The organism is Alitiscatomonas aceti (assembly GCF_025567195.1).
Lineage (GTDB): Bacteria > Bacillota > Clostridia > Lachnospirales > Lachnospiraceae > Alitiscatomonas > Alitiscatomonas aceti.
In genome coordinates, this window is sequence record NZ_JAOQJF010000025.1 from 1 (window position 1) to 25,293 (window position 25,293).

Here is a 25,293-nt window from a genome sequence, read left to right on the forward strand (position 1 = left end):
TGATTATCGTACACCATACGAAGCCCGGATGGCAGCGTAACTGATTCATGATATTTTTTAGCCACAAGTGTTACAAAAATGCTTGACCACAACAGTTTGATACATGGGATTTTTATGAGACTGCGAAGGATGGGTCTGCTTATGAAACCTGGTGCTACTGGGACGAGGAAGGAAATAAGCTGGGCGGATTACAGGAGATCCAGGGCTTTAAGTACTATTTTGATAAGGATAATGAGATCAAATTAAAAAAGAAGGGTACGATCGTTGACAAGCATTATATAATGGGAGATTACTCCGCAGCCATCGACCGCTGGATCCCCAGGAATGGAAAATGGTATTATTTCGATGAAAACGGGGAGCAGGTCTTTGGAAAGAAGACCATCCAGGGAACGGAATATGATTTCGGAACAGATGGATTTGTGGACGCTTCCCAGGTAGAGTTTCCGGAGATTGCGTCTGTGGAGATCGATAATTCCCAGAAAGAGGCTTTTGTAGGAGATGTGGTGGAGATCCCGTTTAAGATCGAGGTGAAGGAAGCTTCTCCCAGCAACGCGACGAAGGAAGCCGATTATGATATGTTCAAAAATGCATACGACGTATCCCATACGTATCGTGTGAACAGAGGCGTCATGGTTCCCAAATATGAGGTGGGGAGAAGCCAGTTAAAGTACGAGATCGAGACGAAGTATGAGATCGACTGGGAGGACCAGCTGATCCGGATCCCCATCGACTGTATGGGAGCCGTATTTGGAAATATGCGTATCGGAAATACTAAATCAGAGGACTTTGGGATCGTATGCAGATATCCGGAAAGTCAGTCCATGGAATCCAGGATCGAGGATCTGTTCAAGGACGAACAGGAAGGGGACGCTCTGGTTGCTGGATTAAAAACGCTGACGGAGGAAGAACCAGACAGCGTGAAAGAGAGCCTTGTGGGATCTGCGGAGGTCCAGACAAAGATCCAGGCCCTGGAACTGATGCATAATGGCTCAAAGAAGGTGGATACATACATTGATGTGGACGATTCCCTGGGGTTTGCGGATAAGGATACCTGCTCTGTGATCGGCCTGGGGCTTTCCATGGAGAAAGAAGGAAAGATCGGTCTGAAGATCGGAACCTCCAATGAAAAGCTTCCCGAGGAGCTTACAAAGGAAAAGACAGCCGTGGCGTTTGACCTAAAGGTATTAAAAAATGGAGCCAGCACGAAAAAGCTGGACGTTCCGGCACTCATCACGATCTCAAAGCCCGACAGCATCAAGACCGATGATTTCCAGTTATACCACATGAATGCCGGAGAGGCGGAAGAGGTCAATTATGTTGAAGAGGACGGTTTAGTCACATTTGCCGCTGAGCAGTTCAGTACCTTTGTGTTTGTAGAGGATGCGGAGGATACGGACAGCGGAAGCAGCGGAGGAGGTTCCACCAGCTCCTACGGACCGGGCCGCTGGGATACAGGAACAGCGGGAAATAAAGGACCGGAGGATACGAAGACCCAGAAGCCTGCTGGTACATGGGTACAGGATGAAAAGGGCTGGTGGCTGAAGTATGAGGACGGAACATGGCCCGCATCCCGGTGGATCGAGATGACCTGGAATCACGTTCCCAGCTGGTATTACTTTAATGCTGAGGGATATATGGCAACTGGCTGGATGAAGGACGGAGACCGGTGGTATTATCTGGATCCCAGTACTGATGGAAGCCAGGGACGTATGTTCACAGGCTGGCATGAGATCGGTGGTAAATGGTATTTCTTCCATGAAACAGCAGACGGCCCTATGGGTTCGCTGCTTGTAAACGGCAGAACGCCGGACGGCTATCAGACAGATATGGACGGAGTCTGGATCCAATAGATGGCCGGATGATAAAAGGCAGGGGAGATCTTCCCCTGCCTTTCGCATCTGCTTTTAAACCTGTTGGCCTGACCTGTCTTCATCCAGATACCGCTTTATAAGGAAGCGTACAAAAAGGACAAGAGCTGCGGCCAGTAAAAATGTGATCAGATACACAGGGCATAGCTCGCCCATTGCCGTGCGCCATGGAGAACAGTATACAATGCTGACCGTGTAGAAACGGAGCCGGGGTGATTCTTCTGAATCGGCGGTCTCCTGATAATAAGGGGTATAGTAAGCTTCGTTATTGCCGCTTAGGTAATAGTTGACGCTGGGGATCAGCAGATTTAAACCGTCATAAAAGACCAGTTCCTTTGTTCCAATTCCCGAAACCAACGAGGCTCCCAGCCCGGCGGCCAGAGAAGACACGCCGCTATGCTCCTTTCCTTTATATGAAAAAGAAGGAGATGGCTGGTCATAGCAGACGTCAAACCAGTCGGAATAGAGGGTGACGGTTTCACTGGCAGAGGCCGCGGCGTCCGGATCCTCGTAAATGGACCGCCATTGAAGACCATGATCCTCCGTAATGCCGGAAACAGTATACGATCCGGCTCCTCTGGAATGTAAGACATCCTGAAATTCATCTCGGTCGATGGATTCGATCTTCTGCGGTATGAACGAAACGCCGTCAAAGGCGCCAGTAAAACGCATGGTAGCGGCATGCATAGACGGCGCGCTGCCGTTGACCAGCTCCTTTCCCGCTTCGGTCAGCTTTTCCCGGTCAAAGAATGCCCTGGCATTATTTCCAGACCGTTCTTCGCGGTTTTTCCACTGCCCCTCGGTCAGATATTCAAAATAGAAGAAATCCGTCCAGCTGCATTCCAGAAGGCTGCCTTCGGCATCAAAAACTGCCGATGCAGAATATACCTCAGTCTTGTCTGGGCGGGGAAGAAAGCCGCCTCCCTCACCGACTATGAAACGGGCGCCGTTGAAGGAACCGGCTCCTCCTCCCGTATCCACAGCCTTCCAGAGAAGACTTTTTTCCAGGTTTTTATATTTGGAGGAACCGGCCTTTCCCAACCGGGACTCAAAGCAGCGCTGGGCAATGGTGGATGCAAAATCGCCATAACCGGCCAGATACCTTGATGCGGCATACTCGGCGGTGACCGATGTGAGACAGTACATCCCCATGCCCCAGACGGAAACTGCCACAAGGACAAGGAAGCCGGTGATGACAGTAAGCAGGGAAGCGGTACACTGGTTTTTAAAGAGTTTCTTCAAACGTATCCCTCCGATCCATAGCTGCATAAAAAGGTTTCTGGTGGTTTAATCATACCATATGCGCCCGGATATTACATTGGAAATCCGTTTTTTTCGCATTTTATGCCCTGGTGTGCGATACACCCAGACAGAAACGAAAAAGGCAGGAGGAGTCCATTCCAAGAAGGAGTGTCTCTTCCTGCCTTTTTCCCGCATACCGGGCGGGTAAGGTCTTACGGCTCCATTTTTCCAATGGAGAAGCCGCGGCCTCTGGCCTCGTTGACACGGGCAATGGTCATAAAGGCCTTGGGATCGATCTCCGTGACCAGATCGCTGAGCTCGTTTAACTCCCTGGAGGTCAGGATGGTCATGACCTCGCAGGATTCCTCTCCCGTATAGCCTCCGGCGATGTGATACAGGGTGACGCCGCGGTTGATCTGGGTCTTGATGGCATCGGTGATCTTCTGGTAGTCCTTGCTGATGATCCGTACCTGCATCCGGCTCTTTCCCATGGTGGAGGCCTTATCGGCGATCATGGAATACAGGATGATGAGGATGATGCTGTACAGAGCCTTTTCCAGCTGGGAATAAGGGATCTGGAAAAGGAGGATCACGATATCAAAGCCGTACATGGACACAGACAGGGGGATCCCCAGCTTCTTTTTAAGAAGGAGTACAGGAACATCATTTCCTCCGGTGGAGGAACCGGCACGGATCACCAGGCCGATGCCCGCTCCGATCAGAAGGCCGCCTAAGACTGTGGCCAGCATGGGATCCGCAGTGAGCGGCTCAGTGACCACAAGCTGGATCTGGCTTAAAAGGAACGGGAACAGAAAGCTGCTGATCAGCGTCGTGACCGCAAAATGTTTTCCCAGGGTGAGTGCGCCCACCACGAACATAATGGCATTGTAGCCGCCCAGGAACACGGCCACAGGAATGTGGAAATAGTGGGCGGCCAGCAGTCCCAGACCGGTGGCCCCGCCGCTCATCAGCTCCTCCGGGATCACAAAGGCGCCTACGCCGATGGACATGAGGACGTTTCCAGCCAGCACCAGAAGCAGCTCCATGATCCGTTTCTTCATTTTTTCATTTGTCATATTCTTTCTCCCTTCAAATTGGCAAAGCAAAAAAGAAAGCGGGCTCTTCAAAGCCCGCTGCGTCTGTTGATTCCGTTTTCCTTTGCATTACCATAGCTCTACCCCATTTGTTTTCTAAAGCTGTCCTTTTATTATATCATCATTTGTGTGGACTGCATAGGGGGAAATAGAGAAAATGTTACTTCTGCGCCTGCCATCTGGAAGAGAGCCAGGGAACGTGATATAATCAAAGAAAAAAGGAGTATGCCATGAACATTTCAGAAGTCATTAAAAACAGGACGTCCTTAAGGGTATATGACGACCGGATGATCGAGGATCAGGATCTGGAGAAGATCCTGGAGGCGGCGTCCCTGGCTCCCACTGCCGGGAATCAGCAGTTATATTCTGTCATCGTGATCAAAAGCCAGGAGACCAAGGATAAATTATCCGAAAGCTGTGATCACCAGCCATTTATCGCCAAGGCGCCGGTCCTTCTCCTGTTTGTTTCCGATCAGAAAAAATGGTTTGATTATTACCAGCTGGAGGGCTGCAAGGAGTTTTCTGAGCGGGAGCCCGGGCTTTTCTGGGAAGCTCCCAATGAATCGGATCTGATGCTCTCCATTGAGGATACCATGATCGCGGCACAGAATGCGGTGCTCATGGCTGAGTCCCTGGGGATCGGATCCTGCTATATCGGGGATATTCTGGAAAATTACGAGTTCCATAAGGAGCTGTTTGATCTGCCGGACTATGTGGTGCCCATCTCCCTGGTATGCCTGGGATATTATAAGGAAGGCCATAAGCGGGTCCACAGAAAACGGTTCGACCAGAAATATGTGGTATTTGAGGAAAAATATAGAGAGCTTTCCGATGAAGAGCTGAAGGAAATGTTTGCAGAAAGGGCTGTCGGGTTCGTAAAGACTCCGACCAGCTCTGCGGAAAACTTCGCCCAGGCCTTTTACCGGAGAAAAACAGGGGCGGCCTTCTCCAAGGAGATGAAGCGGTCGGTACGCGCCATGCTGGCCGATTATACAAAGGAGTCCTGCTAGGGAAAAATAGAGGGATTCCGGCGTCTTTCCTTGATTTCCCGTCCGGGGATGTGGTATCATGTCTGTGCATAGCTAACCCGCTTCAGACGGAAGCGTATGTAAACGGACGAAAAAGAAAGGATCTCCTGACAGTGGATAAGTACGGAATCTTAAACGAGGTACTGGTGCGCCTGTTCCGCGACATTATGGACATAGAGGAAAAGGCCATCATTACGCCGGAATTCAAGGATATCACCAATAACGACATGCATGTGATCGAGGCCATCGGCACCGGTGCGCCTAAAAATATGTCCTCCATCGCCAGAGAGCTGTCGGTGACCGTGGGTACTCTGACCATCGCCATGAACAGCCTGGTGAAAAAGGGATATGTGGTCCGGGAACGGGGCCAGGAGGACCGGAGGGTGGTCTATATTTCCTTGTCTGACCGGGGACGGAAGGCCTTTGAGCACCATGCCAGGTTCCACCGGGAGATGATCGACGGGGTGACCGGGGATCTGAGCGAGGAGGAGATGCAGGTCCTGGTGAAGGCCCTTTCCCGGCTGGATGACTGGTTCAGGGAAAAAGAGAGGCAAAATCAGTAAGTATATTGAAATATAACGATTGAAAAAAGCCCCTGGATATCGTATAGTAGAATCCAAGTAGCTTTCCAGCGGGCCGGAACAGATCCGGTCCCGATGGAGTGAGAGAGGGAAAGCTGCAAAGAAATAGTAAGGGGGATTTTAATTATGAAAGGAAATGTAATCGTCGGACAATCCGGCGGACCGACTTCTGCCATCAACTCCAGTCTGGCGGGAGTATACAGAACGGCCATTGACCGGGGAGCGAAAAAGGTATATGGAATGCGTCACGGGATCCAGGGCCTTCTGGAGGAAAAGTATATCGACCTGTCCGAGCATATCCGCAATGAGCTGGATGAGGAGCTTTTAAAGAGAACGCCGGCGGCGTACCTGGGTTCCTGCCGGTATAAATTACCGGAAATCCATGAAAATCCGGAAATTTTTGAAAAGATCTTTGGGATCCTGGACAAGCTGGAGATCGAGTGCTTTATCTACATCGGCGGCAACGACTCCATGGACACCATCAAAAAGCTTTCCGATTACGCCATTGTGAAGGGCTACACCACAAAGTTCATCGGCGTTCCCAAGACCATTGACAATGATCTGGCGCTGACCGACCACACACCGGGATACGGAAGTGCTGCCAAGTACATTGGAACCTCCACAAAGGAGATCATCCGCGACAGCAATGCCCTGGAATATGGAAAGGGACTTGTAACTGTCATTGAGATCATGGGACGGAATGCCGGATGGCTCACAGGTGCAGCCGCTCTTTCCAAGGGAGAGGATTGTGAAGGGCCGGATCTCATTTATCTGCCGGAGCTTGCCTTTGATGTGGAGAAGTTTGTGGAAAAGGTAAAGGGACTTCTGGAGAAAAAGCAGTCCGTTGTGGTTGCTGTTTCTGAGGGGATCCGCCTGGCAGACGGCCGCTATGTGTGCGAGCTGACCGACGGCGTGGATTATGTGGACGCCTTTGGCCACAAGCAGTTAAGCGGTACTGCCAATTACCTGGCCTGCCGGATCGCCAACGAGCTGGGGTGCAAGGCAAGGGGCATCGAGCTTTCCACACTTCAGCGAGCCGCTTCCCATCTGGTTTCCAGGATCGATATCATCGAGGCCTACCAGGTAGGCGGTGCGGCCGTAAAGGCAGCCGATGAGGGAGATACCGGAGAAATGGTGATCCTGGAGAGGATTTCCGACGATCCGTATCAGTGTACCACCAGCCTGAGGAATGTCCACAAGGTTTCCAACGTGGAAAAGGTAGTACCCAGAAAATGGATCAATGAGGATGGGGATTACGTGACGGAAGAATTTTTGAACTATGTAAAACCGCTGATCCAGGGAGATGTTCCGCCGATCATGGTGGACGGTATCCCGAGACATCTGTATCACAACGATAAGTGGTAAAGAAAAAAGAACAGCCACACCTTAACCGGTGCAGCTGTTCTTTTTTATGTAGATGAGACAGGACCGTCTTATTTCTTATGGTCTTCAGTCATGAACTTTCTGTAATTGGGATCGATGTTGTACTTCTTCATGTAGTACTTATGAAGAACGATCTGTAAGAAGTACAGGGCAACGATACCGATCGGGATCAGCACGAACGGTGAAACCCTTGTGAAGCCAAAGATCACGTACAGGACTGCGATCACAGAGATCACGGTTACAGCGTACGGAACCTGGGTTCCTACGTGTTCGATATGGTCAGCACCAGAGAAGATGGAGGCCATAACGGTGGTATCGGATACAGGTGAGCAGTGATCGCCGAAGATAGCGCCGGAAACAACTGCACCAGTCATACCGGTGGAGAATGTGATGTCGCCGGTGATGGCGTATCCAAGCTGGATCGCAAGAGGAGTCATGATAGCCATGGTTCCCCAGGAGGTACCAGTTGCGAAAGCAATCAGACAGGAGCAGACAAGCACCAGTAACGGAAGGAGACCGGTGGGGATGCTCTCGCCTACGTAGGTAGCTACGAAATCACCAAGGCCCATGCTCTTTGTTACAGAGCCCAGGGACCATGCCAGAACCAGGATCGCGCCGGTCATGGACATCAGCTTGAAGCCGTCAACGATGGTGGTCATGGTCTCTTCAAAGGTCATGATCCTGGTAGCCAGTGCCAGCACGATACCGGTAACTGCCATACCAAAGGAGCCCCAGTACAGAGCCTTCTGGGCGTCGCAGGCGTCAAGAATGGCCATGATGCCTGTGCCGGAACGGTCCGGATTGGTGATACCGGTGTAAAGGATACCGGCGATGATGATGGCAAATGCAATTACGATGGGAAGAATGAAGCACATGATCATGGGTTTTGTCTTTTTCGCTTCGCCAAGCTCGCTTCCAACGTCTAACATCGGTTTTGCAGTGGGGCTGGTGAACTGACCGGTGGTCAGGGCACGTACCTCAGCCTTTAACATGGGGCCGTAGTCTCTTCCTGTGTACATCATCATGCCTACGAAGATCAGGGTGAAGATGGAGTACATATTGAAGGGAAGGCCGTTGATGTAGGCGCTTACAGGTGTGATGCCGGTGATCCCAGCCATGTCAAGACCCTGGCCGATCATGCTGATCTGGTATGCGATCCAGTCAGAAATGAAGAATGCTGCGGCCGGAGCTGCGGTGGAGTCAAGAACATAGGAGAATTTCTCGGAAGAAATCCGGTAATCCTTACAGATGTCACGGAACACGTTTCCGTCAACGGCTGCAACCAGACAGTCATTTACGGAGCAGACCATACCAAGGCCCCAGGTTCCCAGACATACGGAGCGTCTCTTTTTGAAGCGTCTTTTGGCTGCTTCTGCCAGAGCGTAGCTGCCGCCCAGTCTCCAGATAAAGGCGATGCCAACGCCCATGAAGAGCGTGAAGAGGAGCAGAACAACGTTGTCCGCCATGTTTGTTGCCAGCGCATCCAGAGAATAGGACGCTGCTGCAAAGGGGTTCCAGTTGCTGATGACCAGAGCACCGGCGAAGAGTCCGGCAAACATGGAGATCAGTACCTGTTTGGTTGCGAAGCAAAGTCCGATTGCCACAACCGGGGGGATCAATGCCAAAATCCCATAGTTAGCTTCCATACAAATTCCTCCTTTTTAGCGGCTGTGCAGGAGGAGATTCTCCGGCTGCTCCTCCGTGCACCTGCCATTTAACTTTGTTACTGTGTATTTAAGCAATTTCTGTGCCGAAAGCGCACAAAAACTATAAAAAATGTACAAAAAAACAAGGGAGACAAAGAGAATATTGATAGAAACGCCGCATTTTATAGGAAAAACAAATGTCTGTGGAAGAGGGATAAAAGAGCGGAGAGTTTTTTTAAGGGGACTGACAGAGGTTGACAGAAGTGACAGAATAGATATTATTTGCCAGTTTAATGCCAAAAAAATGACTGGAGTGTGAAATCCAGTCAATTTTTTGACAATTCTTCTTTGAGATGGCTGATCCGCCGGTACAGGGTCCGAAGGCTGATATGCAGCTCGTCGGCGATCCGCTTTTTCCCCTCCAGAGTATAGCCGTATTTTTCAAAGAGCTCCAGGAGCTCCTGGTCCCGGGAATCCTGGGAGGGAGGAAAGGGGGAGACGGGCGGCAGAGAGGGAAGTCTTTCGGTATGCATGGTCTCCGGAAGGTCGCCTGGCATCAGCACATCGGTCTCACAGAGGTTGGCAGCGTATTCGATCACATTCTGAAGCTGGCGCACATTCCCGGGCCACTGGTAATCTAAAAGCAGCTGCCGGGCCTCTGGAGAAATGGAGGATAAAGGAGTGTCCATCTTCAGCTTCAGCTTCTTAATATAGTTTTCTGAAATAGGGATGATATCATCCTTCCTGGTCCTCAGGGGCGGCAGCTTCAGATTGATCACGTTGATCCGGTAATACAGGTCTCCGCGGAAGGTCTTTTCTGCCACCATTTCACCCAGGTCCCGGTTGGTGGCGGCAATGACCCGGATATCCAGATGGATCTTTTTATTGGAGCCCACCCGTTCCAGCTCATATTCCTGAAGGATCCGGAGGAGCTTTGGCTGGGCAAAGAGCGGCATTTCCCCGATCTCATCCAAAAACAGGGTTCCGCCCTGGGCCATCTCGATCTTTCCGATCTTTCCGCCCTTTTTCGCTCCGGTGAAGGAGCCCTCCTCATAGCCAAACAGCTCGCTCTCAAACAGATTGTCCGGGATGCTGGAGCAGTTGATGGCCACAAAGGGGTATTTGCTCCGGCGGCTCTGTTCGTGGATGGCTCTGGCAATCAGCTCCTTTCCAGTGCCGGTCTCCCCGGTGATCAGCACCGGAGTGGGACTGTCGGCGATCCGCCGGATCATCCTCTGGACCTCGGAAATGGCCGGGCTGGTGCCGATGATCCCCTCAAAATAGCTGGTGTCCTTGGAAAGCGCCCGGAGCTGGTCGGAGATCCGGATATAGAAACCGGTGACCTGGCCGTTGATCTTTACGGCTCTGGTGGAGATCTTGGTGGCCATGCCGCTGATGGTCACACTCTTTTCAAACAGGTCGTTGCCCTCCATGATCCGCTTTACGACGGAATTGGGGAAGATCTGCCAAAGGGATGCGGAGGTCAGTTCGCAGACCTTTAAAAGATCCTCGGCCAGCTGGTTATATTGAAGGATCACACCGTGGGCGTCAGTTAAGAGCAGCGGCTGATCACAGAGCTCCATAACCGGCAGGATGCTGGCGTCCAGATTGGCCGGACTCTGTCCGTTTGTCATAGTCTCCAGCTGGTTGCCGAAGAGATTTGCCATTTCTGTGATGGCGTTCAGGTAAACGGCATCATTTTCGGTGATCCGTTTTTGGCCTTCCTTAGTAAAGGAGGTGAAGGCCAGAACGCCTGCCACCTCGGTTCCTGCGTGGATGCAGCACAGGATCTCAATGGTGGAGGGGCAGTGGTCCCGGAACCGGCAGCCGATGCAGGAGGCCATTTCTCCGGGAGTATTGATTAAGATGCTTCCGTTTTCGATCACCTCCTGGAGGGAGGGAGTATGGACGGAGCGTCCTTTTTTCTTCGAGTAGGTAGGCGTACAGTAGAACAACTGGCAGCTGCCGTCAAAAACTGCCATTTCCAGCCGCAGGGAATTGCTGACGGCGGTGATAAAACGTTCAATGAACGGGCGGATCACTTCCAGGTTTGTCATAAGACAGTCTCCTTTCCCAAAGGTCAGTGGAGAGAGTTCGTCGAAAATCTTTATAAATTATACCATGGAACCAGGGAAAAAACAAATACAAATGGCAAAAATGGCACAAGTTGACATCAAATGACATAATAGTGACAGGTGACATCGGAGAGACGGGGGAGGATGACAATTTTCTTTGTGTCAATGACAGGCAGAGACAGATTGACAAATAGACCAGATAGAAAAAATCCCTGTAAATGCAGGGGACTATTGAGAAAACAAATAAAACAGGACGGAGATTTGAAAAGTTGGCATGGGAATTGCTTTTATAAAAGGGCAGTACAAAAAGGTCAGTACAGTCGGAAGTCATCGGTCTGGTCCTGGTGCCGGACGGATAAATGAAATGGAAACTTATTGTAACATCCAAATATCAATTTAGGAGGAAAATGTATGTTAGTTAAGAAAGATCCCTTAAACCTCACAGGAAAAGTTGCAGTCATCACCGGAGGCAGCTCCGGAATCGGTCTTGGCGTATGCGAATTATTATCCGCTTACGGCGCAAAGATCGCTATGGTAGATATCAGCCCCAAGGGTGAGGAGAAGGCGCAGGAGTTAAGAGACGCAGGCCGTGACGCAGCCTTCTTCCAGTGCGACGTTACCAATGAGGAGCAGGTGAAGGCTACGGTGGATGCCATCGTTGCAAAATTCGGAAAGATCGATATCTTACATAACAACGCAGGCGTTACTGTAAGGAAGAAGATCGCGGACCTTTCTGAGAAGGAATGGGATTTCGTCCTGGATGTAGGTCTGAAGGGCTTATTCCTCTTCTCCAAATATGTGATTCCGGTAATGGAAGCCAACGGCGGCGGAAGCATCGTAAACACTGGCTCCGGCTGGGGCTTAAAGGGCGGCGACCTGGCAGCTGCATACTGTGCAGTTAAGGGCGGTATCGTAAACGTAACAAGAGCCATGGCCATCGACTACGGCCCAATGAACATCCGTGTAAACAGCATCAACCCGGGCGATACCGATACTGCAATGCTTCGTGATGAAGGAAGACAGACCGGTATGGTTGAAAAGGGCGACGCTAAGATGGATGATTACCTGAAAGACTGCGGAACCAGCAGACCGCTTGCAAGAATCGGTATGCCGGAAGATATCGCCAACGGCGTTCTGTTCCTGTGCAGCGACCTGGCAAGCTGGGTAACAGGCGCAGCCTTAGTTGTAGACGGCGGCGGAATCGCATAATCGCTAAAAAAGAAGCCTGACCGGGAACCGGAAAATGCCGGCTCCCCGGATCCCAAATATTAATTTCACCATTTTTAGGAGGAAAGTGACTCATGAGAGGATTTGAAAGCCATCCTTACATACCGAACTCTGTACCGGACGTCCAGGCAGAAATGCTGAAGGAAATCGGAATGAGTTCTTTAGAAGAGCTCCACAAAAACGTTCCGGAGCTGTTAAAATTAAAAGAAGAGATGAACCTGCCGGAGGCATTTGGTTCTGAGTATGAATTAAGAAGACATGTAGAGCGTCTCCTTTCCAAGGATACAGACTGCAAAAAGAACTTAAACTTCCTGGGTGCAGGCTGCTGGCAGCACTATGTTCCGGCGATCTGTGACGAGATCAACGGAAAGGGCGAGTTCCTGACCGCTTACGGCGGAGAGCCCTACAACGACGAGGGCCGTTTCCAGGCATTATTCGAGTACGAGAGCATGGTAGCTGAGCTGGTTGACATGGACGTTGTAAACGTTCCGACCATGGACTGGGCACAGGCTGCCGCTACAACTGCACGTATGGCACAGCGTATCACTGGCCGCAGCACTCTCCTTGTACCGGAGTACATGGACGCAGAGAAAAAGAAAGTAATTGAAAACTACGCAGAATGCTGCTTAAAGATGGTAAGTGTAAAATGCGACTGCATGGGCCACTTAGATCTGGAGGACTTAAAGTCCAAGATCAATGAAGATACCATCGGCGTATACTTTGAGAACCCGGGCTATCTGGGCGTAATCGAGCCCAATGGCCAGAAAATATCTGATATGGTACATGAAGCAGGAGGACTGAGCCTGGTTGGCGTGGATCCGATCTCTCTTGGCGTACTGGCAACACCACCCTCCTATGGTGCTGACATCGTGTGCGGAGATTTACAGCCCCTCGGAATCCACATGTATTACGGCGGAGGCCAGTCCGGCTTCATGGCGACCAGAGACGAAGAGAAATTCGTAATGGAGTTCCCGTCCCGTCTGTTTGGTCTTGCTCCCACATCCAAGCCGGGTGAGTACGGCTTCGGTGACGTAGCTTACGACAGAACTTCCTTCGGTCATCACAGAGAGCATGGTAAGGAGTATGTAGGAACCCAGTCCGCTCTCTGGGGCATCACAGCAGGCGTATACCTGGCTACCATGGGACCGCAGGGAATGGCTGAGGTTGGCAGGAAGATCATGGCCAACGCCCAGTACGCAGTTAAGAAATTAAATGAGGTTCCGGGCGTGAAAGCCAATGCATTCGGTTCCGCATTCTTCAAAGAGTTCGTTGTTGACTTCAACGGCACAGGAAAGACCGTTGCAGACATCAACAAGGCATTACTTGAAAAGGGCATCTTCGGTGGAAAAGACCTTTCCGCAGAGTTTGCAAACCTGGGCCAGTCTGCACTTTACTGTGTAACTGAGATCCACACCAAGGAAGATATTGATACTTTAGCGGCAGCCCTCAAAGAAGTGCTCCAGTAAGCTGCAGAAAGGAATGATATTGTGAAAAGAATAGACAGATCTTCTAAAGTAAGAACAGGCTTCCACCAGGCAAAATGGGACGAGCCGATCATTTATGAACTGAGCACTCCCGGCGAGCGCGGTATCCTTGTAGGACAGCCGGAGAAGGCCGTTGCAGAAGAAGTGGAAGGCGAGGCTGCGATCCCCGCAGGAATGGCAAGAAATACAAAATTAAATCTTCCGGAAATGTCTCAGGCTGCTGTTTTACGCCACTATTCCAGACTGGCACAGCAGACACTGGGCGCCGATGTAAATATCGAGATCGGCCAGGGTACATGTACCGTTAAGTACAGCCCCAAGGTAAACGATCAGCTGGCAAACCTGATCCGTGAGTACCATCCGCTCCAGGATGAGAGCACTGTACAGGGTATGCTCCAGATCTTCCATGAAACAGATAAATATATGTGTGAGATCTCCGGTATGGACCGTTTCTCCTTCCAGCCCAGCGGCGGCTCCCAGGGTATCATGACCATGGCTTCCCTGATCCGCGCTTACTTCAAGGATAAAGGCGAGGACCGTGACGAAATCATCACGACCATTTACTCCCATCCGTCCGATGCAGCAGCTCCTCACGTTGCAGGCTTTAAGATCATCTTCTTACAGCCGGATCCCAAGACCGGTGTGCCGGATCTTGAGCAGTTAAAGGCAGTTGCTGGTCCGAAGACAGCTGGATACATCGTTGCAAACCCGGAGGATACCGGTGTTTACAACAGCCATGTAAAAGAATTCGTGGATTACATCCACTCCATCGGCGGTCTCTGCGCATATGACCAGGCAAACGCCAACGGTCTTCTGGGCGTTACAAGAGCCAGAGACGCAGGCTTTGATATGTGCTTCTTCAACCTGCACAAGACCTTCTCCACACCTCACGGCTGCGGCGGCCCGGCCTGCGGCGCTACCGGCGTACAGAAGGATCTGGTGAAGTATCTTCCGTCTCCGCTTGTGGGCTTTGACGGCCAGAAATACTTCTTCGATTATGAGACAGCCAGCAACGCATGTGCAGTTGGTAAGGTAAGAGAGTGGTACGGCGTTGCCGAGGTCGTATTAAAGGCATACTGCTGGATCCGTTCCTTAGGCCCCAACGGACTGTATCAGGTTGCTAAGACCGCAGTTCTCAACAACAACTACTTATTTAAGAAGTTAATGGAGCTTCCGGAGGTTTCCGCTTACTACGAGGACGGACACAACCAGAGGATCGAGCAGGCCCGTTACTCCTTAGAGAACCTGGAGAAGGAGACCGGCATCGGCACTCTTGATATCCAGAGAAGAATGATGGACTTCGGTATGCATTACTGGACCTCCCACCATCCGTTCTATCTGCCTGAGCCCATGACCTTAGAGCCCACAGAGACTCCGTCCAAGAAGGATATCGACGAGTACATCGAGACCTTAAAGTATGTATTCAAAGAGGCTCATGAGGATCCCGAGACCATTAAGACCGCTCCGCACAGAAGCGTTACCCACCAGGTTGACGAGTCTGAGATGGACGATCCGGCAAAGTGGGTTCTGAGCTGGAAGACTTACTTAAAGAAGTGCGAATAATGAAAAAATTAGGACTGATCATAAATCCGATCGCCGGAATGGGCGGAAGTGTCGGATTGAAAGGTACTGACAACACCGCGGCGGAAGCTTTTCGCCGCGGTGCTGTTCCAAGGGCCGGTGATCGGGCGAAGGCTGCCCTTTCGGAGCTCCTGCCGGTGAAGGAGGAGATCCTTGTATACACATGCCCGGGAGCCATGGGCGGAGATACAGCAGAAGAAATGGGATTTCAGACGGTGCTGCGGCCAGGTACGGCTGCCGCTGGGGCCGGAATGGAGTCTGACAGCGCTTCAATGGATGCGGGAGCGTTGCCGGAGTCACTTTCCGCCACATCGGCAGAGGACACCAGGAAGCTGGCAGAATGGTTTCTTTCGGAGCAGGTGGATCTGATCCTCTTTGCCGGAGGCGACGGTACTGCCCGGGATGTGTACCAGGCCGTGGAGCTGGCTTCCCCCTGTGTGGGGATCCCTGCCGGAGTGAAGATCCATTCTCCGGTCTATGCGAAAAATCCCAGGGCGGCAGGCCGTCTGGCGCTTTTATGGCTGTCGGGAAAGCTCTCCATGACCCAGGAGGAGGAAGTCCTGGACATTGACGAGGAGCAGTACCGGAAGGAACATATCAACACCCGCCTGTACGGGTATTTGAGGGTTCCCAAGGAACGGACCCTGACCCAGAACAAAAAGGCCCCGTCCCCCTTATCGGATGCGGCGGCCATGGAATCCATTGCCTATGAGGCCATCCGCCAGATGGAACCGGATACCTATTATATCATTGGGGCCGGAACCACTACCCGGGGGATCATGGAGGTTCTGGGGCTTAAGAACACGCTGATCGGCGTGGATCTGATCCGGAATAAGGAGCTGGTGGCCAACGATCTCGGCGGTAAAGAGCTTCTTTCCTATATAAAGGGGAAGAGGGCAAAGATGATCGTAACCATCACCGGCGGCCAGGGATACCTCTTTGGCCGCGGAAACCAGCAGCTGACGCCGGATGTGATCCGGGAAGTGGGAAAAGAAAATATCATCATTCTGGCCACAAAAACAAAGCTGGCTTCCCTTTCCGGGAGACCGCTTCTGGTGGATACCTATGATGAGGAACTGAATCATTCCCTGTGCGGATATTATAAAGCGATCTCCGCCTACGGGGAGGCCACCGTATGTAAGGTGGCAGAGGAATAAGAGAAAAAGCCGTCTCTGCGGAGGCCCCTGGGGGCCGTCCGGGAGGCGGTTTTTTGTACCGGAGCCTGCGCGGGGGCATAAAGCCTTGATATTTACAGGCAGAAGAGCTATTATAAAGGAGAAAAGATCGTTTTGCATATACGAAGGAGGAGCAGAGATGAAAAAGAGAAAAACAGCAGCATTTTTAGCGGCCCTGATGGTCTGCGCCTGGGTTCCCCAGGCAGTTCCGGGAGATTCCGGCGTTCTTGTGGCCGAGGCCCACAGCGGCCGCACAGACCGGTACGGCGGCCACCGGGACAATAAAAATAAGAGCGGACTGGGCAGTTACCACTATCACTGCGGCGGCCATCCGGCCCATCTGCACGAAAACGGCGTATGCCCCTATGCATCCTATGTGGAGGAGGCTGCTCCAGCGGTTTCCCCAGAGGAGACAGCTGCGGAGGTACCGGAGAATCTGTCCATGGTCTTTGATCCCATCTACTACGCGGATCACAATCCGGACCTTTACGAGGCCTTTGGATACGATACGGACCAGCTCCAGGAGCACTTCCTCACCTGCGGCATGAAGGAAGGCCGGCCCGGCTGCGCGGATTTCAATGTGGCAGTATATAAAGAACAGAATGCAGACCTGGCGGCGGCCTACGGAGATGATCTGGCAGCCTACTATACCCATTATATGGGCTGCGGCCACGGCGAGGGGCGCGTCTGCCATTAAGGGGGGAAGAAAGGCGAAGTGATGGACCACATCAGAAAAGCAACCGTACAGGATGCTTCAAGGATAGCAGAAATACTGATCTTTACAAAGAGAATGAATTATAGAGATATTTTTCATGATGACAAAGTCTCATTTGGCGAGATGCAGGTTTACCCGCTGGTGCTGGACTATATGAGCAATCCAGAAAGATTGGAAAATATCTGGGTGTATGACGACGGGATCGTCAAAGGAATGGTTCATATAGAAGGCGGAGAACTTGCAGAGCTCTATGTGGATTCTTTTTTTCAAGGAGAAGGCATAGGGGGAGCGCTTGTGGAATTTGCGGTCCGCATGTTTGGGGTTCAGAACCTGTTTGTATTGGAAAAAAATGTCCGTGCGATCCGCTTTTATCAGCGTCATGGCTTTTCGTTAACACATGAACGGCAGATCCAGGAGGGGACTGCAGAATATAAAGTTAGGATGAAGCGGCTACTCCCGGTGGAACAGGCTGAAAATCGTGAAATTTAGAACTTGATAAATAAGACAGGATGCAAGCCATGGGCCGTCTCCGGTGTTATGCCGGGGGCGGCCTTTTTATAACAATAGCTGAAAGAAGAAAATTTGTACTTAGCCATTTGAAATGACATATTGGAGCCGGTCATTAAGTTCTTAACTTATTGATAAAATATCATATAATTAAGATAAATACGCATTAATAAAAAACGGAGTTTTTATAAAAAAACATAAAATATATTGTATTTTAAATATTATAAAAATATAACAATGAAAATATATTATATATAACAAAAATCGATATCATATTGATAATAATCAAAAAATAATATATAATATAGTAGAATATCTGTATGCAATGCGAAAACAACGAAAGTTTCAAATAAAAAACGTTATATAAATTCACAGATAATATAAACGGTTTAAGTTATTTAGGAATACAGGAGGAGGGGATATTTATGAATGAATTTTGCTCTATAGAATAATAAAAACTTGTTTTTGATAGTGGAAAGCAAAAAATACGGAAATCCTTCATAAGAAACGTGTTAATGTATTATCGTAAACTAAATACAGAAGGGAGTTATTTAATGAGTGGGAACAGCTTCAATAATATAAAAATGTTTTTTAGTGCATGTTTTTTTACAGCCTGTATCTTCTCTTTTCCGATTATATCTTTGGCTGATACAACGGTCTATATTGGTAAAGATAGGGTGAATATTGCAAATGGAAGCCCAAATTTTACTGTAGGCGGGTACGTTACATACAATACTAATAATGGAGAGGTACTTGATGTTGCAAGTATGAAACAGTGGGTTGAAAATGAAGGCGTATATGATGTGGACCTTGCTCGATTTCTTGCTCGGAATGGAACAGATACAAATTAAATGGCAACAGAATGGCCTTTGGGTGATCCGATCTCCGGAGGAGAGAGTGCTTATATAGAAGCAGATTGGCATAGCCTTTGTAATTCAGCAGGAAAAAGCCATGTTTATGATAAAAATAGTTCTGACAAGTTTGCGTCTACAGACATGGCTTCTGGTTACAACTATGGCCTTATGGGTGGATGGCTCAGTTATTGGTTTGTAGATCATAGGGTAGACAAATTTCATAGTTAGCATGTAAAAGATTAATGCAGATGTAAAATAGACTTTAAATATTCATGTTAGAAAATAAAAGATGTTACAGTAATGTATGAAAAGATATGGTTAGATTTAAATGGTTAAAGGTGTAAATATATATACATAAACCAAGAACAAATTGAATAATATAATAAATTACCCAGAAAAGTCTGGGGGAAAGGAGATGTCCAATCGTAGTTTGATAGGATTGGATGATATAAGAGAATTTATGAAGATTCAAAGACTGATAGCAATAATTGTTTTAAGTATAAGTACTCTGTTTCTTTGTGCCTTTACAGACGATTCTATGGTACAATTGTCTCATGGGGACAATCATAATGTTAATGTAACCTACCATAATGCACAACTAAAGAATGATATTCTGACGGTTACGGCTAGTTACGATAGTAGCGGTGAAGCTTTTCAGATAGGACAAGACATAGTCGTATCGACGGATCCAAATTTTGAAACTCCATTAAAGATAACAAATTGTCGGGTAGTAGACGAAAATTATATTTATCAGTTTAATATCGAAGATTCAAGTAAGATAGATACAATTTATATTCGGCCACCAGTGCTGTATAAGGCGGTTGAAACAGTACCTGTAAAAGTGCCGTTGATGGAAGGTCAGATTGTGCAGAGGAGTATAGAGGCAACAGATTTTAAAACAGCAGGATTAGATTGGTTTTTAATTGATTCAATTAGTGTTGAAGAGGCCTCGGAAACTCTTTTTTTAGTAAGAATCAATATAACTTCTGATGCAGAAGAACTTCCGCGTCTTGCGAGAATCCATACAGAAGGCATGGAGTTGGGAGGACTAACAGTTCTTTATTTTGATGAAGAGGATATTTTTACAAAGGGAGAATTTTTATACTATATTGAGGGAGATAAGGAAGAGGATATTGTATCTAAACTTGAAAAATCCTTTTTGGTTGTAGAAAACGCTCTCATTCGTATGGATGAAACAAAAACAAGGAGTTCTTTAAATGTAAAAGCACTTCCAGTTGCTGTAGAGGAAGGACAGTAAAGGGGGGGAAAGAAATGAAGCTTACATGGATCCAACGGCTGGTTTTACTGATCCTGTTTTCTTTCCTTTTGTCGGGCTGTAAAGGCGATATGACGGATACAGGAAATGAAACGGATATTCCGGATAAGAACGCAGTGGTGACAGAGAGCATGTCAGAAGAGCTGCCTGTGGAGCAGACTGAAGAATCCACTTCTGTTCTGGTCCAGGATCTTGGGGAGCTTTTATGCGAGAGGGATTCTGTCCGGGATCTTATGCTGGTGGTGGACCGCCGGGGGCTGGATGATATCACGGTCATGACCAGCCAGGAGGAAAGAGAGCGGATCCTGGACGAACTGTATGCGGCGGACCTCAGTGGATTTGAGAGCGCCGGCCCCAGGGAGGCGGGGGGAATCGTGGAAAAGTATAAAATCCAGACCGATGAAATGGAGGTTTCCCTTTCCATTTATCAGGACATGACTGGAAATTATCAGTATATCACGATTGCTGGCCCGGACAGACGTCCCATATCTGAGATCAAGGGGCCTGCGGGAGCATTCGATTTTCCCAGGCTGGGGAAACTGGCGGCTGAGGTAAGGACAAATACAGAGGATCCGCTGTATTCGGGAACTGCTTCTGTTCCAGAGTCTGGATATGAAACAAAAATGAACAAGCTGGCCTGTGGGTATGCCCTTTATTTTTTTGAGACGGCGCTGAGGGAAGAGGCAATGGAAGCCCCTGGTGAAGGAGAAAGCTTTGATGTCCAGATAAAAATAGGAGAGATGGTTTACCAGCTGCAAAGCGATACGGGATATTTTTCCAGAACAGACAGCCAGGGGACCAGCTATGGGAAACTGGCGGAGGACGCCCTTCTGGTCGTTCTCACTGAAGCACAGGTTGGACACAGTCTGAAGGAGCCGTGATATTCCATGACGGGAAAATGGCTGTGGGGTAAAACATAAAAACGCAGCAGATACTATGGGCCGTCTCCGGTGATATGCCGGAGGCGGCCTTTTTTGCACCGTTTGCATAAAAACCGTTTCTTCATTCATTTTTAATGACACATCTGGAATCTTCACCCCATTTTAAAATCCCCTGTGGTATGGTTATAGCCGTAAGGAGGGATCGTTATGACAGCGATTTTAAGAGCCTTCCGGGAGGCGGAAGAGCGCTTCGACCGCAGGGCGGAGTATTTTGCATCGCATCATCCGGTCATGGCCTTCTGGACCATGTTTGTTGGGATACCATTGTTTATCCTTATGACCGTATCGGCGAGTACACTGGTCCTGACGCTGCCCTTTGCCATGGTATTTGGCTGGTATTAATAAAACTTTAATACCGGAGGATGACTGTTAATCCTGTTTTAAGGCCAATGGTGATAGAATGCTTCATGCAAAGGAGGAATGAGCTATGATGGATGCTGTAATGCTTGCGGCACTTATATGTTGTTTCGGGCTGGTAAAGCTGTTTGCAGATTTCTGCGAAGGCCAGGTGGACCGGTAGGGAGAATTGGCGCAGAGGTCCCGATGTGGGACGGAAGAGAATATGACAGAAAAGAACGGGAGGAGGCGTGGATATGGCAGGATTGGGCGTGCTGGTCGCAGCGCTGGGAGTTTACCTGGTGTATGCACTGATTAATCCGGAAAAACTATAAAGGCTGCGGTCACAGAGGTCCTGATGGGCGCAGAAGTGAAAAAGGCAGGAGGAAAGAAATATGTTGCAGATTATGCTGACGCTGACGGCATTTATGGTTCTGGTGATTCCCATGGGACACTATTTATACCATATCGCCGTTGGGCAGAAAACATTCGCAGACCCGGTCTTTGATCCGGTGGACCGTTTGATCTATAAGCTTTGCGGTCTGAAGGGAGAGGATATGGGGTGGAAAAAATACGGTCTCTCCCTTTTAATGGCCAATGCGGTCATGGTACTGATCGGATATGCGGTCCTGCGGCTCCAGGGAATATTATTTTTTAACCCCAATGGCATTGGAGCTATGGAGGAGAGCCTGAGCTTCAATACGATCATAAGCTTTATGACCAATACAAACCTCCAGCATTATTCTGGTGAGAGCGGTCTGTCTTATGGATCCCAGATGGGGGTCATTATCTTTATGATGTTTACCTCGGCAGCCAGTGGCTATGCAGCCTGCATGGCGTTTTGCCGGGGGCTGGCTGGGAGACAGCTTGGGAATTTTTATACAGATATGGTGCGGATCACCACCCGGGTGCTGGTTCCAGCGGCTTTTTTGGTGGGACTGTTCCTGGTAAGCCAGGGAACGCCGCAGACAATGATCGGAAATCTTACGGTGAAAACTGTGGAGGGTTCATATCAGGATATTGCCCTGGGCCCGGTGGCTGCCCTGGAGTCCATCAAGCACCTGGGCACCAACGGAGGCGGCTTTTTTGGAGCCAACTCTGCTACGCCTTTTGAGAATCCCACGGTTCTCTCCAATATGGCAGAAATGCTTTCTATGATGCTTCTTCCTGGCGCGTGTGTCGTGACCTTTGGACTGATGCTTCACGACAGGAAACAGGCTGCGGGCAGGGAAACTGTCAGGAGGGAAAGGGAAGAGCGACTGGCTGGATCGGCCACAGACAGAAAAAAGTGCAGGGCCATGATAGGAGGCCAGGGAGCGGCTGTATTCGGCGCGATGACCGTGATTTTTCTGGTGGGACTTTCCATTTGCTTTTTTTCAGAAAAGGCAGGAAACCCAGTGATCACCCAGATGGGGATCGATCAGTCGGCTGGCAGCATGGAGGGAAAGGAAGTTCGGTTCGGGATTCCCCAGTCGTCCCTGTTTACGACGGTCACGACCTCCTTTACTACCGGTACGGTCAACAATATGCATGATACCCTGACGCCATTGGGCGGTATGGTGCCCATGCTCCACATGATGCTGAACTGCGTATTCGGCGGTAAGGGCGTGGGATTGATGAATATGGTCATGTATGTGATCCTGGCTGTTTTCATCTGTGGCCTTATGGTTGGACGGACTCCGGAATATTTAAACAAGAAGATCGAGGGGAAGGAAATGAAGCTTGTGGCCATGGTGCTTCTGATACATCCGCTTCTGATCCTGGGCTTTTCTGCACTTGCTGTATCTATGCAGGCAGGACTGGACGGGATCACGAACCCGGGCTTCCACGGTTTAAGCCAGGTGCTCTATGAGTATTCATCTTCGGCAGCCAACAATGGCTCTGGCTTTGAGGGACTGGCAGATAACAGCCTGTTCTGGAACATGACCACAGGTCTTGCCATGTTTTTCGGCCGGTATCTGGCGATCATCGCACAGCTGGCGATCGCAGGCTCCCTTCTTGGAAAGCGGAGGATCAATGAGTCCGCAGGCACCCTTCGCACGGATACGGTCACCTTTATGGTCGTTCTTATATTTATCGTATATATATTTGCCGCGCTGACCTTCTTCCCAGCCCTGGCTCTGGGTCCCATTGCGGAGCATTTGTCCTTATGGCTGTAAGGCAGGCGGCGTTTATGAATTTCCGGCCAGAGCCGGAAGGGAATAAAATGACGAGGAGAGAACAGCATGTCAAAGAAAAACAGTACAAAATTTGTCACACGGGATATTCTGAAGTCCTCCCTGGAGGGGGCCTTCCAGAAACTGGATCCCAGATATATGATAAAGAATCCGGTGATGTTCGTGGTGGAGGCTGGATGCCTTGTGACCCTTCTTCTGACCGTTTTCCCGACCTTGTTTGGAGGAAAAACCGAATATCAGCTTTATAACGGAATTGTCACCGGAATTTTGTTCATCACAGTCCTGTTTGCTAATTTTGCCGAGTCAGTGGCAGAGGGACGGGGAAAAGCCCAGGCGGCTTCCTTGAAAAAAACAAAACAGGATACAAAGGCCAGACTCCTCCTTTCAGATGGCAGCGAAAAGATAGTCAGCGCCTCGGAACTAAAAAAGGGCGATCTGGTGCTGGTAAGGACCGGAGAAGTGATCCCCAATGACGGTGAGATCATGGAAGGAATCGCCTCTGTGGACGAATCTGCGATCACTGGTGAATCAGCCCCGGTCACCCGGGAGGCCGGAGGGGATTTTTCATCTGTGACAGGAGGGACCACAGTGGTTTCTGACTGGCTGAAGATCCGGATCCAGGCAGAGCCGGGCCAGTCCTTTCTGGATAAGATGATCTCCCTGGTGGAGGGGGCTTCCAGACAGAAAACACCCAACGAGATCGCTTTGAATACGCTGTTGATCGTTTTGACACTGATCTTTTTGATCGTGGTGGTGACGCTGTATCCCTTTGCCTCTTATCTGGGGGTGGATATCCCGGTTTCCTGGGCCATTGCCTTGATGGTATGCCTGATTCCCACAACCATTGGCGGTCTTCTTTCAGCCATTGGTATTGCGGGGATGGACCGTGTGACCAGGTTCAATGTTATTGCCATGTCTGGAAAGGCTGTTGAGGCCTGCGGGGACGTAGATACGATGATTCTTGATAAGACCGGGACGATTACTTTTGGAAACCGGCTGGCTGCCGAGTTTTATCCAGTAAAGGGGGCTTCCAGGGAAGAATTGATCCAGTTCAGCGTCATGAGTTCTCTGCTGGATCCGACGCCGGAGGGTAAATCCACGGTGGAATTGGGGAGGAAACAGGGATGCATTTTGGGTGCAGAAGTTCCAGCCGGGATGACATTTGTGGAATTTACGGCCCAAAGTAAAATGAGCGGCGTGAACATGGCGGACGGTACGATCGTACGGAAGGGAGCCTCCTCTGCAGTCCAGGCCATGGTAAAGGAAATGGGGGGCACGATTCCGGAAGATCTGGAGGAGATCGTGAACCGGGTATCCAATCTGGGAGGAACGCCTCTGGCAGTTGCTGTGGGAAAGCGGATCCTTGGAGTGATCTATCTAAAAGATACTGTAAAGCCGGGTCTGGCGGAACGATTCGCAAGACTTCGTGAGATTGGGATAAAGACCGTTATGTGTACTGGAGATAATCCTCTGACAGCGGCAACCATTGCCAGAGAGGCAGGTGTAGACGGCTTTATTGCTGAGTGTAAGCCGGAGGATAAAATTGCAGCGATCAAAAAGGAGCAGGCAGAGGGAAAGCTGGTGGCCATGACCGGAGACGGCACCAATGATGCTCCGGCTTTGGCCCAGGCAGATGTGGGACTGGCCATGAATTCTGGCACCCAGGCGGCCAAGGAGGCAGCCAATATGGTGGACCTGGACTCGGATCCCACGAAGATCCTGGAAGTGGTGGAGATCGGAAAACAGCTTTTGATCACCAGGGGTTCCCTGACGACCTTCAGCATCGCCAATGATATTGCCAAATACTTTGCCATTATACCGGCTATGTTCACCATGATCCTGCCCCAGATGAAGGTTTTAAATATCATGGATCTGGAGACCCCGGCCAGTGCCATTCTTTCGGCATTGATCTTCAATGCCATTATCATACCGGCGCTGATCCCCATTGCCATGCGGGGAGTCAGGTATAAGCCTATGAAGGCAGAAAAGCTGCTTCTTCGGAATATGGGGATCTACGGAGTGGGCGGTGTGATCGTTCCGTTCATCGGTATTAAACTCATTGACCTTGTGGTTGCGCCCATGCTGGCGATGATCGGTATGTAG

Annotated in this window: 21 protein-coding genes; 17 read left to right on the plus strand and 4 right to left on the minus strand. The window is 49.8% G+C overall.

Going from position 1 to position 25,293, the window contains the following annotated elements; all coding sequences use genetic code 11:
- The first annotated feature begins 281 nt into the window (after nt 1-281).
- Nucleotides 282-1,850, plus strand: coding sequence for a hypothetical protein (locus tag OCV69_RS11690; RefSeq protein WP_158359320.1), 1,569 nt, complete (start codon nt 282-284; stop codon nt 1,848-1,850).
- A gap of 54 nt (nt 1,851-1,904) precedes the next feature.
- Here OCV69_RS11690 and OCV69_RS11695 read toward each other — a convergent pair whose 3' ends face one another.
- Both OCV69_RS11695 and OCV69_RS11700 read right to left on the minus strand, forming a co-directional pair.
- Nucleotides 1,905-3,110 (minus strand): hypothetical protein, encoded by a 1,206-nt coding sequence (locus OCV69_RS11695; RefSeq protein WP_158359318.1) that lies wholly within the window; start codon nt 3,108-3,110, stop codon nt 1,905-1,907.
- A gap of 212 nt (nt 3,111-3,322) precedes the next feature.
- Nucleotides 3,323-4,186, minus strand: a complete 864-nt coding sequence (locus OCV69_RS11700; RefSeq protein ID WP_158359316.1) for a YitT family protein — start codon at nt 4,184-4,186, stop codon at nt 3,323-3,325.
- Nucleotides 4,187-4,434: 248 nt separating this feature from the next.
- Here OCV69_RS11700 and OCV69_RS11705 point away from each other — a divergent pair, with 248 nt between their 5' ends.
- The 3 genes from OCV69_RS11705 to OCV69_RS11715 all read left to right on the plus strand — a co-directional run bounded on the left by OCV69_RS11705 (nt 4,435) and on the right by OCV69_RS11715 (nt 7,178).
- On the plus strand, nt 4,435-5,214 hold the full coding sequence (locus tag OCV69_RS11705; RefSeq protein WP_158359315.1) for a nitroreductase family protein: 780 nt from the start codon (nt 4,435-4,437) through the stop codon (nt 5,212-5,214).
- Nucleotides 5,215-5,345: 131 nt separating this feature from the next.
- The gene (locus tag OCV69_RS11710; protein ID WP_331485717.1) at nt 5,346-5,795 is read left to right on the plus strand and encodes a MarR family winged helix-turn-helix transcriptional regulator; all 450 of its coding nucleotides are present in this window, start codon (nt 5,346-5,348) and stop codon (nt 5,793-5,795) included.
- A gap of 144 nt (nt 5,796-5,939) precedes the next feature.
- The gene (locus tag OCV69_RS11715) at nt 5,940-7,178 is read left to right on the plus strand and encodes a 6-phosphofructokinase (RefSeq protein WP_158359313.1); all 1,239 of its coding nucleotides are present in this window, start codon (nt 5,940-5,942) and stop codon (nt 7,176-7,178) included.
- Between the two features lie 68 nt (nt 7,179-7,246).
- Here OCV69_RS11715 and OCV69_RS11720 read toward each other — a convergent pair whose 3' ends face one another.
- Complete coding sequence (locus OCV69_RS11720; protein ID WP_158359311.1) at nt 7,247-8,842, minus strand: Na+/H+ antiporter NhaC family protein; 1,596 nt, start codon at nt 8,840-8,842, stop codon at nt 7,247-7,249.
- A 326-nt stretch (nt 8,843-9,168) separates the two neighbouring features.
- Nucleotides 9,169-10,899, minus strand: coding sequence for a sigma-54 interaction domain-containing protein (locus tag OCV69_RS11725; RefSeq protein WP_158359309.1), 1,731 nt, complete (start codon nt 10,897-10,899; stop codon nt 9,169-9,171).
- A 429-nt stretch (nt 10,900-11,328) separates the two neighbouring features.
- Between OCV69_RS11725 and OCV69_RS11730 the strand changes: the two genes are divergently transcribed.
- The 13 genes from OCV69_RS11730 to kdpB all read left to right on the plus strand — a co-directional run bounded on the left by OCV69_RS11730 (nt 11,329) and on the right by kdpB (nt 25,293).
- Complete coding sequence (locus OCV69_RS11730; protein ID WP_022274289.1) at nt 11,329-12,126, plus strand: SDR family NAD(P)-dependent oxidoreductase; 798 nt, start codon at nt 11,329-11,331, stop codon at nt 12,124-12,126.
- A 92-nt stretch (nt 12,127-12,218) separates the two neighbouring features.
- A complete protein-coding gene (gene gcvPA, locus OCV69_RS11735) occupies nt 12,219-13,610 on the plus strand; it encodes an aminomethyl-transferring glycine dehydrogenase subunit GcvPA (protein WP_158359307.1) in 1,392 nt (463 codons plus the stop codon).
- Nucleotides 13,611-13,631: 21 nt separating this feature from the next.
- On the plus strand, nt 13,632-15,191 hold the full coding sequence (gcvPB, locus tag OCV69_RS11740) for an aminomethyl-transferring glycine dehydrogenase subunit GcvPB (protein ID WP_158359306.1): 1,560 nt from the start codon (nt 13,632-13,634) through the stop codon (nt 15,189-15,191).
- Nucleotides 15,191-16,366, plus strand: coding sequence for an ATP-NAD kinase family protein (locus OCV69_RS11745; RefSeq protein WP_158359304.1), 1,176 nt, complete (start codon nt 15,191-15,193; stop codon nt 16,364-16,366). The genes gcvPB and OCV69_RS11745 overlap by 1 nt, the downstream gene beginning before the upstream one ends.
- Nucleotides 16,367-16,562: 196 nt before the next feature.
- The gene (locus OCV69_RS11750) at nt 16,563-17,081 is read left to right on the plus strand and encodes a YHYH domain-containing protein (RefSeq protein WP_262563114.1); all 519 of its coding nucleotides are present in this window, start codon (nt 16,563-16,565) and stop codon (nt 17,079-17,081) included.
- Between the two features lie 21 nt (nt 17,082-17,102).
- A complete protein-coding gene (locus tag OCV69_RS11755) occupies nt 17,103-17,588 on the plus strand; it encodes a GNAT family N-acetyltransferase (RefSeq protein ID WP_158359301.1) in 486 nt (161 codons plus the stop codon).
- A 572-nt stretch (nt 17,589-18,160) separates the two neighbouring features.
- Nucleotides 18,161-18,457, plus strand: a complete 297-nt coding sequence (locus OCV69_RS11760) for a hypothetical protein (RefSeq protein ID WP_158359299.1) — start codon at nt 18,161-18,163, stop codon at nt 18,455-18,457.
- Between the two features lie 418 nt (nt 18,458-18,875).
- Nucleotides 18,876-19,718, plus strand: a complete 843-nt coding sequence (locus tag OCV69_RS11765) for a hypothetical protein (RefSeq protein ID WP_262563112.1) — start codon at nt 18,876-18,878, stop codon at nt 19,716-19,718.
- A 14-nt stretch (nt 19,719-19,732) separates the two neighbouring features.
- Nucleotides 19,733-20,617 carry a hypothetical protein gene (locus tag OCV69_RS11770; protein ID WP_158359296.1) on the plus strand — a complete coding sequence of 295 codons (885 nt, stop codon included), beginning with the start codon at nt 19,733-19,735 and terminating at the stop codon, nt 20,615-20,617.
- A 207-nt stretch (nt 20,618-20,824) separates the two neighbouring features.
- Complete coding sequence (locus OCV69_RS11775) at nt 20,825-21,019, plus strand: hypothetical protein (protein WP_022274295.1); 195 nt, start codon at nt 20,825-20,827, stop codon at nt 21,017-21,019.
- Nucleotides 21,020-21,270: 251 nt separating this feature from the next.
- Nucleotides 21,271-21,348, plus strand: coding sequence for a K(+)-transporting ATPase subunit F (gene kdpF / locus OCV69_RS17135; protein WP_158359323.1), 78 nt, complete (start codon nt 21,271-21,273; stop codon nt 21,346-21,348).
- 60 nt (nt 21,349-21,408) lie between these two features.
- Nucleotides 21,409-23,172: a potassium-transporting ATPase subunit KdpA gene (locus tag OCV69_RS11780; protein ID WP_158359294.1), complete on the plus strand. Its 1,764-nt coding sequence runs from the start codon at nt 21,409-21,411 to the stop codon at nt 23,170-23,172.
- A gap of 66 nt (nt 23,173-23,238) precedes the next feature.
- Nucleotides 23,239-25,293, plus strand: coding sequence for a potassium-transporting ATPase subunit KdpB (kdpB, locus tag OCV69_RS11785; RefSeq protein WP_158359292.1), 2,055 nt, complete (start codon nt 23,239-23,241; stop codon nt 25,291-25,293).